The organism is Okeania sp., assembly GCF_983059655.1.
Genome location: NZ_CEZPJD010000007.1, coordinates 1 through 17,051, shown reverse-complemented (window position 1 = coordinate 17,051; position 17,051 = coordinate 1). Strand labels below are relative to the sequence as shown.

General features: G+C 37.4%; 13 protein-coding genes. All 13 read right to left on the bottom strand.

Annotation, left to right across the window (positions count from 1 at the left end; all coding sequences use genetic code 11):
* Window positions 1-10: 10 nt before the first annotated feature.
* Complete coding sequence (hisF, locus tag AC3DU7_RS01190) at window positions 11-835, bottom strand: imidazole glycerol phosphate synthase subunit HisF (RefSeq protein ID WP_488037544.1); 825 nt, start codon at window positions 833-835, stop codon at window positions 11-13.
* Between the two features lie 205 nt (window positions 836-1,040).
* On the bottom strand, window positions 1,041-1,655 hold the full coding sequence (gene hisH / locus AC3DU7_RS01185; RefSeq protein WP_488037543.1) for an imidazole glycerol phosphate synthase subunit HisH: 615 nt from the start codon (window positions 1,653-1,655) through the stop codon (window positions 1,041-1,043).
* A 21-nt stretch (window positions 1,656-1,676) separates the two neighbouring features.
* Window positions 1,677-2,885: an N-acetyl sugar amidotransferase gene (locus AC3DU7_RS01180; protein WP_488037542.1), complete on the bottom strand. Its 1,209-nt coding sequence runs from the start codon at window positions 2,883-2,885 to the stop codon at window positions 1,677-1,679.
* A 14-nt stretch (window positions 2,886-2,899) separates the two neighbouring features.
* Entirely contained in the window at window positions 2,900-3,766 is an 867-nt protein-coding gene (locus AC3DU7_RS01175) for an aldo/keto reductase (protein WP_488037541.1), read from the bottom strand.
* Window positions 3,767-3,904: 138 nt separating this feature from the next.
* Window positions 3,905-4,153, bottom strand: coding sequence for a winged helix-turn-helix domain-containing protein (locus AC3DU7_RS01170; protein ID WP_488037540.1), 249 nt, complete (start codon window positions 4,151-4,153; stop codon window positions 3,905-3,907).
* 104 nt (window positions 4,154-4,257) lie between these two features.
* Window positions 4,258-5,427 (bottom strand): UDP-4-amino-4,6-dideoxy-N-acetyl-beta-L-altrosamine transaminase, encoded by a 1,170-nt coding sequence (gene pseC / locus AC3DU7_RS01165; RefSeq protein WP_488037539.1) that lies wholly within the window; start codon window positions 5,425-5,427, stop codon window positions 4,258-4,260.
* Window positions 5,424-6,413 (bottom strand): UDP-N-acetylglucosamine 4,6-dehydratase (inverting), encoded by a 990-nt coding sequence (pseB, locus tag AC3DU7_RS01160; protein ID WP_488037538.1) that lies wholly within the window; start codon window positions 6,411-6,413, stop codon window positions 5,424-5,426. The genes pseC and pseB overlap by 4 nt, the downstream gene beginning before the upstream one ends.
* A gap of 113 nt (window positions 6,414-6,526) precedes the next feature.
* A complete protein-coding gene (locus tag AC3DU7_RS01155) occupies window positions 6,527-10,060 on the bottom strand; it encodes a glycosyltransferase (RefSeq protein WP_488037537.1) in 3,534 nt (1,177 codons plus the stop codon).
* Window position 10,061: 1 nt separating this feature from the next.
* Window positions 10,062-10,991, bottom strand: a complete 930-nt coding sequence (locus AC3DU7_RS01150; protein WP_488037536.1) for a class I SAM-dependent methyltransferase — start codon at window positions 10,989-10,991, stop codon at window positions 10,062-10,064.
* A gap of 24 nt (window positions 10,992-11,015) precedes the next feature.
* Entirely contained in the window at window positions 11,016-11,411 is a 396-nt protein-coding gene (locus AC3DU7_RS01145) for a tetratricopeptide repeat protein (RefSeq protein WP_488037535.1), read from the bottom strand.
* A gap of 176 nt (window positions 11,412-11,587) precedes the next feature.
* Entirely contained in the window at window positions 11,588-11,746 is a 159-nt protein-coding gene (locus tag AC3DU7_RS01140) for a hypothetical protein (protein WP_488037534.1), read from the bottom strand.
* A 48-nt stretch (window positions 11,747-11,794) separates the two neighbouring features.
* Complete coding sequence (locus AC3DU7_RS01135; protein ID WP_488037533.1) at window positions 11,795-16,471, bottom strand: glutamate synthase-related protein; 4,677 nt, start codon at window positions 16,469-16,471, stop codon at window positions 11,795-11,797.
* An 81-nt stretch (window positions 16,472-16,552) separates the two neighbouring features.
* Window positions 16,553-17,051, bottom strand: a 499-nt coding sequence (locus AC3DU7_RS01130) for an IS200/IS605 family accessory protein TnpB-related protein (protein WP_488037532.1), incomplete at its 5' end; no start/stop codon positions are given.

The window sequence follows — 17,051 nt, the reverse complement described above, 5'->3', positions numbered from 1 at the left end:
AAACAATTATTTATGTCTCCATTCTGATTGGCACACCAGCATTCCGAATATGGGATCTGGTTTGCATCGGATTTTGATCGCGAAAACAAAAGAAAGTACCCGCAGCAACCCCTTCCGCCAGACCTTTTTGAAAGCCGTCAACAAAGTGTTCTGCTAATCCGCAACCTCCCGAAATAATAACTGGAACGGGAATTCTTGAGGCAATCATCTTACAAGCAGACCAGTTTAGTCCCGTACCGGAACCATCACGATCGGCATCTGTGAGCAAAATTTCTCCAGCACCCAATGCTACAGCCTTTTGCGCCCAATCTAGAAGTTTGATATTGGTGACAGTTTGAGCGCGATCGCGAACAACATAAAGTTCGCCAACCTCGTCGTCTGTACGAAAGTCAATGGAAACAACAATAGACTGACTGCCATAACGGCGAGCAGCCTTAGAGATTGATGCAGTATCTTCAAACATCATTGTGTTGATAGCAATTTTATCTGCTCCTCCCTCAAATAAAAGTTGGAAATCTTCTATTGTTCGTACACCCCCACCAAAAGTCAGAGGCATAAAAACCTCATCGGCGATTCGCTCGACCAACTTTAATATTAGATTTTCAGAGGCGATCGGGTAACTGTCAATATTGAGAAAAATCAATTCATCGGCAAATTGAGCTTCATAAATCTTAGCTTGAGATACGGGGTCTCCCACAGTAATTTCATCACGAAAAGAGCGTGTTGTTACCAGTACTGGTTTGAGGTTCCTACCTAGGGCTTTATACTTGATTAGGAGTTTTGGGATCAGTCGTTTTTTTAACATTGTTGATTTAGCATTATTTATAGAACTCATTTGGTATCTTGATAAATATCAATTTTTTTTAGCCTTGAGTCAGGAGACAGGAGACAGGAGACAGGAGATTAAGAGGGAAAAAGGAAGAGGTAAGATGTGGGGATAGATAATACAAAAAATTCAACACTCCTTTTTCAGATTTTTCCTCACTCATTGATGTACGAAAAGACTTGACTACCATAATTATATAGATCTCAAATGGGTTCTATAGAGAAAGAAAACTATTCAAAAATTTTATACCAGAAACCTGACTTTTTTCAGGATGAAATTGAACTGCAACTAAATTTTCTCGTTGAATTGCCGCACAGAAAGTTTGACCGTGGTTCGCTGTTGCCAGCACTCGACCTTGTGTTGGAGAAAAATAAGCGTGGGAGTGATCGAAGTAGAAATCACTTTCTGTATTTTTCCGATAGTTGCCAAAGTCTTGCTCAAAAAGAACGCTATTCCAACCTACATGAGGAATACGGATACTCGGATCGTTGCTGTATAGTTTTCGCACCTTACCTCCCATCCAGCCCAGACCAGAGTGCAATTCCATTTCATCACTAGAGTCCGCTAAAAGTTGCATCCCAACACAAATTCCTAAGATCGGCTTTTGCATCACAAAAGTCCATTCTTCAATCATTGGCAACATGCCACTAACTTTTAACCTTTCAAAACAGAAATTGAAAGCACCAACGCCAGGCAAAACAAGATGAGTTAACTGCGAGGTATCTACATAACTTTGAATAACTTGAGTTTTTGCTCCTAGATACTCAAATGCAGTAACAATTGAGCGAATATTACCAGTGTGATAGTTGATTAAACCTACAGATGGCATCAGACAAGATATCCTCTCTAGTTAAGATTTACAAGTATTACAGTCGTTACAAGCACGCCAACGCGAAATCTGCTGATCGGCGTCTTCTCTTGGCATGAGACCGTCGCGACTCCAAGAGTCAAAGTCTGGAGTGCGATCACCTAATTGAGTTTTTGCCGGTTCGTGAATATAGGGCGAAACTTGGTGAATCATAGCCATCTCAAGAAACTCCTCTTCTGTAATTCCAACAAAATCAAGGAATAAATCTAGACTCTGAGGACGTTTTCCTTCATATTGACTGACAAGTTTTTCACCTTGCTCCTTTGTCATCCTGTGATTACGAACATCAAGAGCAACCAGATGTGAAGGACGAGAATATCCTCGTTTGATGAATTTAATGTAGTCGCGTACCCCTTGCATATAGCACTCAATTTTCTCGTAATAGTATTCAGGAGGAACATTTTCTACAATATCTCCATGCCATCCCAACTCTCGATTAATAATTTCTGCCTGTTTTCTTGTATCCCAAGGAATAAATGAGCCAAGACAAACAGAGCGATATTGTAACGCACGAAGCTCTTTCAGGGGCGGGTAGGTATAAGGTTTCAAATCTCGTTCATCTATCGTACCTTCAAGACGAACAAACATATCATCGGCACTAATACCCAAGTTTACATAACGATTAAAGCGTTTTTCATCTACTTCCTCTACTTGATCGTAACTGTAGTAAGAGGTATATTCAGATGATGGTTCGCCCCAAAAAATTAGAGGAACTTTCTTTTCAATTGCCACCCACATTGGATAAGAAAAAATACCAGTGTGGCAATGCCAGCAGAAGTCCCCTTTATCTAAAAAAGCTTGCAACATTAGTTTCTGGACAACCTTCCAATTGGGCGTGAAAGTTAAAATATCCACACCAAGTTTGCGGGAAACTCGTTTAACGTTATTTTCCAGGTTTGGGCGCATAAACCCATGATCGAAACGAACTACTAAGGGTTTTATCCCATATTCTTTAACTAAATAGTAAAGTGTCCAGGTGCTGTCTTTACCCCCACTGAAAGGAATAATACAATCATAGGCATATCGACCCCTATGCTCTTCAATTAAAGAATCAAGCACTTTTTTATTTGCCACCCAATCAATTTCGTTTTGCTTGTATTCGTGCTGGCGACAAATATTGCATACACCTTCCATATCGAAGGAGATTGTTTCGTGGGTTTCTGGCAGACCACATCTAGTACATCTCTTCATAAGTGATTAGCTCCTTATAGATTTTTCCAGTTAAAAGGATAAATTAAATCTGGATCGTTACAAGCTAAAAAACTTGGAAATTCCAGATTGACTTTTTTGATATTCAAAATTTCCTTAAGTTGCAATATGCTTTCTACACCAACAACTATTTTTGATATTTCCCGAAATGATAAAACATAGTTTAGACAAGCCTCTAGCGCCGATATTTTTGATGTTTTCAACCACTTATCCCATTGAGGCCAAAGGGATTGCCAACGATTAAATTTTTCAGGGCGCTTTTGCGGATTCATCAATAATAACCCTTGTAAAAATACAGAACGTGCATGAATCTCAACTCCCGATTCTTGAAGACGATATAGCCATCCTGAATTTACTAAATTGCGATCTAAAATATTGCAAGGTGACTGAACTAAATCAAAATCAAAGTGCCCTGATATGGCATCTAATTCCTTGGTAGAGTAAATTGAGATACCAATTTTTTCAACTAATCCTTTCTGCTTCATAATTAGTAGGGCTTTGTAAAGTTCTCCTCCCTCATTATGCAACAATTGTTCTGAATGGTGAACTAACAAGCCATACATTTTGGATAGCTGCATTCTATCTAGGGAGCAATCTACTGTTTGTTTAACCCAACTCAATATATCATAAGTTCCTTCTGGTATTTTCGGAAGTTTGGATATTACTTTCCAAGATTCAACACCAATATAGCCAAGACGTTCTTCGCTATCCCCATAGGCGACAGCAGTATCTAAAGTGTCAACCCCTGCCGAGCGAGCATAAGTTAAGATATCTTTTACTGCTTCCATTTTCACTTTTCCTTGTTGATTTGCAACTCCGTAGGGGATTCCAAATTGAACTGTTCCTAATGCCAAACGATTCATAGGTTCTCAAAATTGATTTGATAAGGAGTAAGGTTGCCAGGTTATCATAGGGCAGTCTGTTTTAGTTTAACAACAACCATTTCCTGATTTTTGTCTGTTAAACCGTAGTGGAAAGGAATACTAATCGCTTCATTACTGTTAACTATTAATGCCTACTACTTCTAGCAATTCCCCATACATAAGTTTCTGAGCAGTAGGAATAAGTTGTGTTGCAGAAACTCCGATAATATTTGCAATTTCAATTAGGTCACTCTCTCCATCAGCATAAGCAATTAAATTCATAAAGTCAAAGTTAAATAAAGGTAACAATAGGGTTCCTGATGAACCTACGGCCTGAAGAAAAGAATTCAATATCGCATCAGGACTAATCTTTTGTCCTTGCTTCATAAGTTTTTTTAAAGTTCTTTTTAAACTGTATCTCCTTCACAAATTCCTGCTTTTTGCCACTCATTTGTTAACTCTTCTATCAGCATTTTTTCTATGCCCCCTTATTAATTTATCGTCAAACTATTGAACGCCCACACTATTGCCTTTTGGTTTTCTTCTGTTAAAACATAGTATAAAGGAATACTAATTGCTTCTCGATAATATTGTTCTGCATTAGGAAAGTTACCCCATTTAAAACCTAATTGCTGATAATAAGGTTGCGTATGCACGGGAATATAATGCAAATTAACCCCTATTTTTGCCTGACGCAATTCCTCAAAAACTTGTCGATGAGTTTTATTAATTTTATCCAGTTTCAGCCTAATTACATAAAGATGCCAACTCGACTCAGTATCAGGATGTTGCCAAGGTAGTATCAATGGTAAATCTTGCAACAACTGATGATAACGCTCTGCCAAAAACCGACGTCGCTCAACAAACTTATCCAAACGTTGCATCTGACTTGCACCCAAAGCAGCTTGAATATCTGTCATCCGATAATGAAAGCCTAATTCTAACTGCTGATAATACCAAGGCCCGTGAGACTCTTCTTTCATTAACTCCACTTTGCGAGTAATGCCATGAGTCTTTAATCTAATCAACTTTTCATACAAATCTTCCTTATTTGTCAACACCATCCCACCTTCACCAGTAGTAATAATTTTAACTGGATGAAAGCTAAAAACTGCCATGTCTGAAAATTGACACGAACCCACAGGTTGTCCATGGTAACATCCCCCGATCGCATGAGCTGCATCTTCAATAATTTTAAACCCATAACGTTTAGATAAAGCAGCAATTTTTTCCATTTCACAAGATTGCCCAGCAAAATGTACTGGTACAACTACTTTTGGCAAACAACTTTTCCTTTCTGCTTCAATCAGTTTATGCTCTAATTCATTTACACTCAAATTGTATGTATTGGGGTCAATATCCACAAAATCTACGGTTGCACCGCAATACAACCCACAATTTGCTGAAGCTACAAAAGTATTGGGCGAAGTCCAGAGGATATCTCCTTTACTTAAACCTGCTGCCAAGCAAGCAATATGCAAAGCTGCCGTTGCACTGGAGACTGCTACAGCATACTTAGAACCACAATAGTCTGCTACGGTTTTCTCAAATCTTTCTATTGTCGGGCCTTGAGTAATCCAGTCAGACCGCAGTACCTCAACTACTGCATCAATATCAGCTTGAGATATATCCTGGCGGCCATAAGGAATAAACTGATTCATTGTTTTAACATTTCTAATAGTTGACTAGCCGTCAACCAGTCCGTATTATTATCAGAACTATATTGAAATTCATCAGGAACACTCACACCCTTTTCACCTAACTTATTATGAGTGTAATCTAAATTTTTTGAATATTCAATTGTTGGTCGAATTACATAGTGGTCAGGAAATTCGATAGTTAAATGTGCTGCTTCTAGGGGACACATAACCTCATGGAGCTTTTCTCCTGGCCTAATACCAATAATTTTCTGAGGAACTCCTGGTGCTAGTGCTTCAGCTAAATCTATAATTGTCATGGAGGGAATTTTTGGCACAAATATTTCTCCTCCTTGCATCCGGGCAAAACTTTGAAGCACTAAATCTACACCTTGTTGAAGAGTTATCCAGAACCTAGTCATCCGCTGGTCTGTTATTGGTAATTCATTAGCTCCTTCCCGCATTAGTCTTTGAAAAAACGGAACTACTGAACCTCTAGAACCGACAACATTTCCATAACGAACTACAGAAAACCTTGTCCTTAAAACTCCTGCAAGATTATTAGCAGCCATAAATAGTTTATCAGCAGCTAGCTTAGTTGCACCGTAGAGATTAATTGGATTAACTGCCTTATCTGTGGAGAGGGCTATTACTTTTTCTACTTCTAACTCTAAAGCTACATCAATAACATTATTTGCACCATATATATTTGTTTTTATACATTCCATTGGATTATATTCTGCTGCTGGAATTTGCTTGAGTGCTGCTGCATGAATTACATAATCCACATCTCTCATTGCTAATTTCAAACGAGCAGCATCTCGCACATCTCCAATAAAATATCGCATAGCGGGCGAACCAAATTCCAGAGACATTTCATATTGTTTTAGTTCATCCCGGGAGTATACAATGATCTTTTGAGGTTCATGTTTACTCAGGAGAGTTTTCACACATTGCTTACCGAATGAACCTGTGCCTCCTGTTATCAAAATAGATTTACCATCAAACATTTATTTTTTGCTCTCAATAATTTATCTAAGTTTTTACTTTTGTTGAGTGTATACTTTTCAAAGTTCTGATAAACTTAAGATACCCAAACTTAACGAAAGATTTATCATTTCAATCAAATTAATTTACTCAAGCTTTCAATGTTGTAGCTAGAAATAATGTCAGCTTTTGCCCTGGTTATAGTTTGCAAGTTTTCATTGGCCAATATAATCCGACCATAAAGACAGGGTAATAATGCTGTCCACTCTATTTCGTTCATTTGGCCTAGCAAAGATATTTCTGATTCTTCACTTATCTCTAAATCTTCCTGCATCATTAGATTCATTACAATACTAGATAAGGCTAAATTTGCTTCTTCCTCAGAAATATCTGTGGTATCAATCAATAAAGTCATCTGACTATTACCAGGATGGGTCAAAAATGTGGCGATCGCGACCTCTAATTCTTGCATTAGTACCTCTTCTGGTTGACTCCAGTTTGGAAAGATAATTAAATTAATATTTCTTAATTTCAGTCTAGCTTTTAATTCTGGTAAAATTATATTTTGTAAATATTTAGGATCGCTGCAACGTTGCTCCAAGAGGTGTTCAAATTTGTCTGTCAAAATATCAACGGAATGTTCAATATCAAAGATATTCAGGGCTTTTTGTTTGCCTGTAGCTGCAATTCTTTGCCATTTTTCTACATCTTTAGTTAAACCAATCAATGTTTGTGCTAAAGCAAAACTATCTCGTGCTGGAAATATTAATCCACTAACATCATGCTCAATTGTTTCACTTCCACCTCCTACTCCTGTAGATATGGCTGTTAAACCTGCTGCCATCCCCTCTACTGGTGAAATTCCAAATGCTTCTGGGCCAATTGATGGAAACACAATAACATTTTTAGAGCTATACAGATGAATCAGTTCTTCTAGTTGCAGATAGCCAAGAAATTTCACCTTCTCTTCCATGCCATTTCTAACAACAAATTGTTTTAAACGAGTAAAATAATCTCGATCAATATTATTATCTCCTGCGATAGAACATTCAAAATCTAAATTTTCATCATCAATAATTTTTAGGGCTTCAATTAAGGTATGAGTACCTTTAGAATCTATAATTAGTCCTGCATAAACAATCCTAAGTTTATCCATGTTAGGCAGCATACACATCTGGATTTTTTTCACTTTTGCCCCTGGATAAACAATAATAGTTTTCTCCGATGAATAGCCTTGACTAAGGACTTTTTGCCTTACATATTCGCTGGCTGTTGCTAGAATAAAAGAATTATCTTGAGGCATTTTATCGGCAGAACACAACAGGGTTGGCAATCCCAAATGGTTAATAATTGGAATATAATTTTCTAGAAGGGGTTTGAATATTTCCGGTCCCAAAAAATTAATATTACCAACAAGACAAACATCTGGTAAAAATTCAGTGATTGCCTCTCTAATAACCCCGTCATTATTAACAATAATTCTCTTAACTTCTTGGGGATTTTCTATTACTTTAGCACCACCTTCAAAAGTTCCGAATAATTGTAAATTACGATTAATATTTGGTTCTGCTGTAATAATTTGGGTTAAATAAGGTGCATCTGAAGTTAGAACTTTTATTGTATGGCCTCTCTGCTGAAGAATATTCGCAAAATCACTAATGCTGCGTCCATATCCTCCTAGTTCTTGGGGAGGATAAAGATTATTAATTACCAAGACTCTTTTAGGAGTTATTTTCGGATTTGACTCTGTTAAATTTTCCTCATATTTATCTACACTTTTTCCTTGTCTCAGATAATTGCAGCGACGATAAATATTTAAGGCTTTCTGTTCTAAATCTTGTTTATCTTGTTGTAAATAGCATTTTTCTAGCCAAGACCAGAGTTCAATTTCTTCTGACTTAATCTCAAGTAGATGTTCCAATATATTAGCTGCTGTATCATATTTGTTTAGACCCATCAAAACTTTAGCTAAACTTTTCATTGCTAGTGTGTTTCGACGTTCCAGACTAACTGCTTTATCTAATAGTTTTTCTGCCTCTGTTAAGTCATCTAATTTTGCATACAGTAAACCAAGGTCTACTAACGCTTTTATATCATAAGGATTGTCTTGTAAAGCTTGTTCAAAAGCTCTAATAGCTGCTACATTCTTTTTTTGTGCTAGTAAGAAAGTTCCCCAGTCTGATTTATTTTTCCAAGAATAAGCTAAAGGATTATTGCTTTGTTTTGCTAATCCAAATCTTTCAAATAAACTATCAAATTTACTTCCTAAATTTCCATTAGTATTTATTTTATCTTCTAAAATTATCAAATTATTGAAATTAATTAAAGTCAGTAATTGATTGACACCTATCCTTTCTAATTCTTGTTCTGTTAAAATAATTAAATCCCATAATTTAGCTTGATTATGTAACTGCCAATTATCAATAAATGTAATTTTATTATCAACTTTACATTGGTAAAATAAGTTAATTAAGATATTACTATCCCGTTCTTTATCATCATAACAAATAACATTTATATCTAATCGTGGTAAATCAATTACATCACAAATAATTTTCGGTTCAATCTGAGACCAAAAAAGCACTTTAATATAAGACTGCTTCAGATTCAGATGTATTTCTTGTATAAATTCATAAATAGAAATACGTTGATTTAATTCTTCTAAATCATTACTATGAATATAAATACTACGTCTTTCCGCTTCTATCTTATAAATAGGTTCAATATATTTACCATCAATATAATCAATAACTCGTTTAATATTCTGTTCTGGGCTATGGTTTTGCCAAAATTTTTCACAACCATTAGATGCTATTTCCCTAGCAATTTGTGGATTTTCCAAAAAGAAATTAATTTTCTGTCTCAGTTCTGATTTATTCCTAAATAAAACTAGGTGTTTGTTATCCTCAAACAATAATTCTAATCCAGATTGTAGGCTGAGTTTATCTGTAAGTAAAAAGCCACCTCTGGAGAGTACCTCAAATACACGCAGGTTTAAATCTCCATTCATACTAACGTTCAAATTAATCAGAGATTCAGCATATATTTCTGCTGCTCTTTTTTGTGATGCTTGTAGCTGATGAATTGGAAGATTTAACTGTTTTAGATAAGCTAAAATTGATTTTCGGTAAGGGTGAAACTGACCAACTTGTCCAACAAATGTTAAAGGATACTTAGAAGTTAAATTTTGTTCTTGAGGATGAGGATTAATATTAAAACCAGGAACCCAAAAAACATTATCAAAACCTGCTTCCTTAAAGTAGTGAAGATGATGACGTTTATGATCTGACATAATAAAGTCAAATTGCTCTTCAATAGCATATTTGACTAAAGTTTGAATTGGTTTTGATAGATGTTGAGTATTACCACAAATTAATACTTTAGGGCAAGATAGAGATTGTAAGTTAGTGGGAAAATTAGCTCTTGTAGAATCTGCTTTTACTATTATTAAATCTGGTTTTTGAGATAGATTTAGCTTGTTTACAATTTTATTAATATCATATATTCCAGAAAGTGTTTGAATGCTTTGATAGTCTCCATCTTCTATTTTTGTTTGACAGTGAGGACTACAAAAAACTTCCCTAGGTGAAATAATAATAGGTCTATATGCCTCTCTTGGACCTAAGAAGCTGACAATAACGTTAATTTCTGAAGATTTTAAGACAGTCAATTTATCTTACCTTAATAATGCTAGAGAAATTGTGTGTAGAAGAATAACTTGATTTTTTTGCATCTATAATAATTGAAGTGTAATTCAAATATCCATTTTTATTTCTATGGTCAAATCTCATTGAACGATTTATTTTACCCTGGTCAGGATTCCATTCTTTAAAATGAAATTTACCTATTTCATCAAAATATTCTAGTAAATCTACTTCAAAACCTGCTTGTTCAAATAATTTTTTCAGGGATTGATAGTTGTAGAGAATCTGATGTTCCTTAGAACCAGGACCTTTACCACCTGGTTTAACCCACTCAATATAATCTGAGCTTGGGTGAAAACCATCTGGCACGGCAATTCTTAAATAAGCTCCTTCCTTGAGGTAAAGATAACAATTTTGAGCTGCAATAATTCCTTCTTCTGTGCTTAAATGTTCCCAGACGTGTTCGGCTAATATGGCATCTATTGATGAGGGATAAAAGTTACTTTCCCAGTCTTCAATATTTAACAAATTTAAGGTATTAATATCAGTAGCTATCCAACCAGGTTGATTAATGCCACTAGTTCCAATAATAATTTTAATAATTGGATTAATTTCCCATATATGTTGATATATTACCAGAGCAATTCTATATTCTCCTAGTTGTTGTTGTCGTTGAGCTTCAGTTTCCAACACTTGAAGTAGTTCTGCATTCCATTGCTTTTCTTGTAATGCTGTTCCATTGCTCAGACCCCAAAGCCAAGTAGTCCAAGCTTCTGCTTCCTTTGTGTCTAGGAGAAATAATAGCCCTAAATACCAATAATTAGACTTTACTTCTGGTTGTAAAGCGATCGCTTTTTCATACAAGGTAATAGCTTGAGAATATTTATTTTCCTTCAAATACTTTTGAGCTGACTCTTGTAATTTTAGTATTTCACTTTTAGAAGGTATCAAATTCATAACTCGACTTATTCTTTCCCTCTATTACTTAACTTCCAACCTCACCTGCTCCAACACAACTTTATAATCCTCCCTCTCCGGATACAACCCCACCAATTTCTCTAAAAGCTCCATCGCCCCTTCTTTATCCCCCATCTCCAACCGCACTTTCACCAAACCCTCCAAAGCATTAAAATTTTCAGGCTCTCGCTCCAATACTTTCTCATATCCTTTTGCCAGTTTCTCCAACCTCTCCTCTGCCGACACAACTTCCACAGTTTCTACCTGAGAAGACTCTTGAAAAGCAGTTTTAAACATATTCGCCATCCCAAACAAGGCTGTACCACTAAAAGATACAACCCCAACTAGGGACATTATCTTTTTCAATCTCTTACTTCGTTGCTGCCGGGCTTCCATATACTGTTTCTCTGTACCTTGCATTTGCTACTTTTCTCCCAATTTCTACTTTCTCCAGTTTTCCCTATTTTAGCTAAAAAGCGATCATATTAAGTGATGCGGAGTATTATCGTTCTCTACTATTTCGTCCCTTGTCCCAGAAAATTCCTCAAATAAGAGTTTCTTTTCTGGCCAACCTTACTCATTATTATTTTTAATATCTACAATAAAGTGAATAGCGATCGCTCTTTCTCTTTTGTCCAATTATTTGGTTTCTGTAGTTTTCCCCAAACATTTCTCAAACTTTCTAATATTTTTTTGAAATATTCCACAATATTTTGTGCTTTCCTTCGATCAAAAAAGAGGCGATCGCTATTCATCGCCCCTACAATTATTCAATACTCAACCTTCAGTTTAAACTCGATATCCTAAACCTTCACCGCAACCTTTTCCTCAGCATCAACACTTGCTTGTGGTGTATCTGCTTCTGAAGGAGGCACAACTTGATAAAACTTCGGCAAATACTCAGACCAACTCGCCAAAATAATTTTCGCCTTCTCACTTCCAGTCCGATCGACGTGCAATGAAATCAAATCCTGCAACTGCGCCTCACCTTCTGGCGTACAAACACGCTGAATAGAAACGATTTCATTATTCACTCTGGCTGGAAAATCACCATCCTCATCCAAGAAATAAGCAATTCCCCCTGTCATACCAGCACCGACATTTCGACCTGTCTTACCCAAACAAACAATAACACCACCAGTCATATATTCACAAGCATGGTCGCCAGCACCTTCAATAACTGCCTTACCCATCGAGTTCCGGACAGCAAAGCGTTCTCCTGCTTGACCATTTGCAAACAAAATTCCACCAGTAGCACCATACAAACAAGTATTGCCAATAATTACATTTGTTGCGGGATCGTAACCAGTTTTGGCAGGTGGCTTAATAATAATCTCCCCACCGTGCATTCCCTTACCAACATAATCATTCGCATCACCTCGTAATGTTAAAGTCATTCCTGGCAAGTTGAAAGCGCCAAAACTCTGGCCAGCACTACCATTAAACATCAGATTAATCTGCCCTTCAAAACCAGTATTGCCATAACGATCGGCGATCGCTCCTGCCAACCTTGCTCCCACAGTACGGTCGGTGTTGACTAATTTTATTGTCTTAGTAACAGTTCCCTGGTTGCGAATTGCAGCTTTAATTTCTCGGTCATCCAGCAGCACATCATCTAAAACAGAGCCATTGCTGTGAACAGTTTCATGGTTCAACCAACCCCGGTCACTGCGAGTATCTGGCAACTTGAGCAAACAATCTAAGTTTAAAGCTGCTGTTTTTGTTAATTGTACATTTTCCCGTACTTTCAGCAAGTCAGCACGACCCATCACTTCACTCAGAGAGCGATAACCTAATTTTGCCAAAATAGTTCGTACTTCCTCAGCAATAAACCAGAAAAAATTAACAACATTTTCTGGGATACCAGTAAACCGCTTTCGTAGTTTTTCTTGCTGAGTTGCTACACCCACCGGGCAACTATTGGTATGACAAATTCTTGCCATGATACAACCTTCAGCAATCATAGCAATAGACCCAAAACCAAATTCTTCTGCTCCCATTAAGGCTCCCATGAGTATATCCCAACCACTCTTCAGACCGCCATCAACACGGAGAGTCACCCGGTCGCGTAACTGATTAGTCATCAATACTCGATGCACCTCGCTCAAACCCAACTCCCAAGGACTACCTGCGTGTTTAATTGAACTTAAAGGGGAAGCACCTGTACCGCCATCATGACCAGAGATTTGAATCACATCAGCATTTGCTTTTGCAACACCAGCAGCGATCGTACCAATACCAATTTCTGCTACTAACTTCACTGATACGCCAGCATTAGGATTAATTTGGTGGAGGTCAAAAATTAATTGTGCCAAATCTTCAATGGAATAAATATCGTGGTGAGGTGGTGGTGAAATCAATGACACTCCAGGTTTAGAGCGACGTAATGTAGCAATATAAGCGCTCACCTTTTTACCCGGTAACTGACCGCCCTCCCCTGGTTTTGCTCCTTGAGCCATTTTGATTTCAATTTGTTGGGCATTCATTAGATATTCTGGTGTAACACCAAACCGACCAGAAGCCACTTGTTTGATTGCAGAGGAAGCTGTGTCACCATTTCGTAATCCCTTGAGATGGGGGAACAAAGTAGATAAACCTTCAGCATTTACATCATCCAACACTTTAAATCTTGTGGCATCTTCTCCACCTTCACCAGAGTTAGATTTACCATTAATACGATTCATGGCAATCGCCAAAGTCTCATGAGCTTCTCGTGAAAGCGCTCCCAGAGACATTCCACCAGTACAGAAACGTTTCATTATTTCTGCTGCGGGTTCCACTTCTTCTACAGGGATGGGAGAGCGATCGCTATTAAAATCCAACAAATCTCGCAAAGCAGTTATAGGTCGCTCTTGCAAAAATTTCCGGTAAACTTCATAGTGGTCATACCCCGATTTTTCTTGCTGTTTACCATTGCCATTATCATTATTAAAAGTAGCAACCGCTTTATGGAGTGCTTTCGACATTTCCGGACTATTCATGTGATATTCCCCAGTGGGGCGATATTGCACAAACCCATAATTCTCCAACTTCTTAATATTCAATTCTGGGAACGCTCGACTGTGGAAAGCGATCGTTTCTTGTGCTAACTCTGCTAGTGTTAAACCACCTACCCGAGAAGTAGTTCCCCGGAAAGCAAGTTCCAATAAATCTCCACCAATACCGATCGCCTCAAAAATCTGTGCGCCCTGATAAGAAGACAACAAAGAAATTCCCATTTTAGAGAGAATTTTCAATAGCCCTGCTTCTATTGCTTTGCGATAATTTTTTTGAGCTTCTTCTATAGTAATTTTTGCAATCTTACCTCGTTCCATTTGTTTTTGAACTGTTGAGTTCGACCACCAAGAACGCACAGATTCTAATGCTAAATAAGGATGAACTGCACTAGCTCCATAACCAATCAAACAAGCAAAATGATGGGTACTCCAACATTGAGCTGTTTCTACCACCAAAGATACCTTCATTCGTAATTGTTCTTTAATCAAATGATGGTGAACTGCACCCACAGCTACTAAAGGAGGAATATAAGCAAACTCCGCACCAATTCCTCCTTCCATTTTGTCAGACAAAATAATAATTTCCTGACCATTTTTAACTGCTGTTGCTGCTTGTTCGCACAAATTATTTACTGCTGTTTGTAATCCTTCTGGTCCATTAGCTATAGCAAATAAAGTAGATAGAGTTTCTGTAGCAAATTCTGACTCGTAAACTTCTCTTAATTCTGCTTCATTTAATAGTGGTGATTCTATCTTTAATAACCGTGCATTTTCTGGGCTAATTTCTAATAAGTTACCCCGCTTACCTAGCAACATATTGAGTGACATTACCATACCTTCCCGAAGAGGATCTATAGGAGGATTTGTCACTTGAGCAAATCTTTGCTTGAAATAGTCATAAAGCAAATGAGGTTGTTGAGAAAGCACTGCCAGAGGAATGTCATCTCCCATGCAAAATGTTGGCTCTTTCCCTAGATTTGCCATATCAGAAATTACCATTTCTAGGTCTTCTAAACTATAGCCGAAAGCTGTTTGTGACCTCAGCAAAATTTGTGAATCCAACTTAGTATTACTAACAAAAGGTTGTTTTGTTATCTGTTTTCTTTGTTGTAACCATTCTCCCAAAGGAAACTGCTTACTAATACGTTTTTTTATCTCCCAATTTTTCAGAATTTCATTAGTCGCTAAATCCACAGCAATCATTTGTCCTGGCCCGAGGCGACCTTTTTCGACTATTTCTGCCTCTGGTATTTCTACGACTCCTGCTTCAGATGCCACAATTATTAGGTCGTTATTTGTAATGCAATAACGTGCTGGTCGCAAACCATTTCGGTCTAGAGCTGCTCCTACCTGTTTACCATCACTAAACACCAATAATGCTGGACCATCCCAAGCTTCCTGCAAACCACTGTAATATTCATAAAAATCAACAATTTCTGGATGCTCTACTAGATCTGGCTGATTCCTGTATGCTTCCGGCACCATGATCATTAATGTTTCCATTGGGGAACGCCCGGAACGTACAATTAATTCCATCACGTTGTCTAGATTGGCCGAATCACTACTGTCAGAATTTACAAAGGGTTTTAATTCATTTAATCGCGCTCCCCAAGTCGATGAACTTAGACTAGATTCTCTAGCTTTCATCCAGTTAATATTTCCTAATAGAGTGTTAATTTCTCCATTGTGACCAAGTAAACGCATCGGTTGAGCTAGAGGCCATCGAGGCATTGTATTTGTGCTGAAGCGTCGGTGATAAACTGCAAAGGCGCTCTCGTAGGCTGGGTTTTGTAGATCTGTGTAAAATTCTCCCAAAACGGCAGATCGCACCATTCCTTTGTATACAATAGTGCGACTGGAAAAAGAACAAATATAAGCATCTACTCCCCAAATAAAATCCTCTGCTTCTAAAGCACAACCAATATTACGACGTATTAAGTAGAGCGATCGATCTAAATCATCTCCTTGCAATTTTTCTGAAGTTACTATTAGTTGTTCGATCTGTGGTTGATTTGCTCGTGCTTGTGGTCCTAATACTTCTGGTTTGACTGGTACAACTCGCCAACCAACTACTGTTAAACCTTCTTTGGTAATTACTTTTTCAATTATTTGGCGTGCTTGTGCTGCTTTCTCTTCTGTTTGAGGTAAAAATATCATTCCGACCCCACAGCGTTCGGGATCTAAATCTAATTCCAAATTTTCAGATAGTAATTTCCACGGAATTTGACTCATTAAACCTGCTCCATCTCCTGAGTCTTGGTCAGCACTACACCCACCACGATGTTCTAGGCAGGTGAGGGATGGTAAAGCTTTCATAATAATTTCATGACTTTTTTTTCCTGATGGATGAGCAATGAAGCCTACCCCACAAGCGTCTCTTTCTTCTACTAGCCATCTTTGGCCGTTATAAGTTTCTTTGTTAACTTTAAGATTTATGGGCGCGGATATTTGTTTGTGTTGGGAATCGTTACTGATTTTATTCATGTTTAATTTACTCACATTATTGTATATTTTAAGTGAGGGTTTCACCGTACGAAAAAAACTGTAGAAAATCGATCTGAGCTTTTATCTTGATATTGGATTAACCAATATAGGCTGTACGGCACAGCTCACTATTCCCTCAACAGTAAATGCTTCTGGGAATTTCTTTCTAATTATTTGAAGACTGCCATTGATATCCGCATTAATCACCTTACCAGTTGCACTTGTGAATAAACCACGTTTGACTCGCTTGCCTACATAGTTTTCATGGCATATTGGTTTTTCTAGGTCAATAGCAGATGTCTTACTGGTGTAACTTTCTTCGGTTTCAATTACTTTTACCCCAGCCCGTTGACACTTATAAGTTATCTGTTTAATTAACTTACCGTGAGGTATTTGAGTAAAATTTTGGTTGTTTTTTTTGCCGATATTTGCTCCTTGTTTCCAGTTATCATTTTTTCCTATGACTACAGTACCAATATTATTAGTGGTTAAATACTCAACCACTAATTTGCTGGTGTTATGCAAATAATTCTCGACAAAACGATTTCGGTTATAGGTTAACGCCTCAATCTTACGGCTA

Bases quoted from the DNA above. Each gene is read 5' to 3' on its own strand.
- hisF (WP_488037544.1), bottom strand. From the start codon at position 835: ATGAGTTCTATAAATAATGCTAAATCAACAATGTTAAAAAAACGACTG.
- hisH (WP_488037543.1), bottom strand. From the start codon at position 1,655: ATGCCATCTGTAGGTTTAATCAACTATCACACTGGTAATATTCGCTCA.
- AC3DU7_RS01180 (WP_488037542.1), bottom strand. From the start codon at position 2,885: ATGAAGAGATGTACTAGATGTGGTCTGCCAGAAACCCACGAAACAATC.
- AC3DU7_RS01175 (WP_488037541.1), bottom strand. From the start codon at position 3,766: ATGAATCGTTTGGCATTAGGAACAGTTCAATTTGGAATCCCCTACGGA.
- AC3DU7_RS01170 (WP_488037540.1), bottom strand. From the start codon at position 4,153: ATGAAGCAAGGACAAAAGATTAGTCCTGATGCGATATTGAATTCTTTT.
- pseC (WP_488037539.1), bottom strand. From the start codon at position 5,427: ATGAATCAGTTTATTCCTTATGGCCGCCAGGATATATCTCAAGCTGAT.
- pseB (WP_488037538.1), bottom strand. From the start codon at position 6,413: ATGTTTGATGGTAAATCTATTTTGATAACAGGAGGCACAGGTTCATTC.
- AC3DU7_RS01150 (WP_488037536.1), bottom strand. From the start codon at position 10,991: ATGAATTTGATACCTTCTAAAAGTGAAATACTAAAATTACAAGAGTCA.
- AC3DU7_RS01145 (WP_488037535.1), bottom strand. From the start codon at position 11,411: ATGCAAGGTACAGAGAAACAGTATATGGAAGCCCGGCAGCAACGAAGT.
- AC3DU7_RS01140 (WP_488037534.1), bottom strand. From the start codon at position 11,746: ATGAATAGCGATCGCCTCTTTTTTGATCGAAGGAAAGCACAAAATATT.
- AC3DU7_RS01135 (WP_488037533.1), bottom strand. From the start codon at position 16,471: ATGAATAAAATCAGTAACGATTCCCAACACAAACAAATATCCGCGCCC.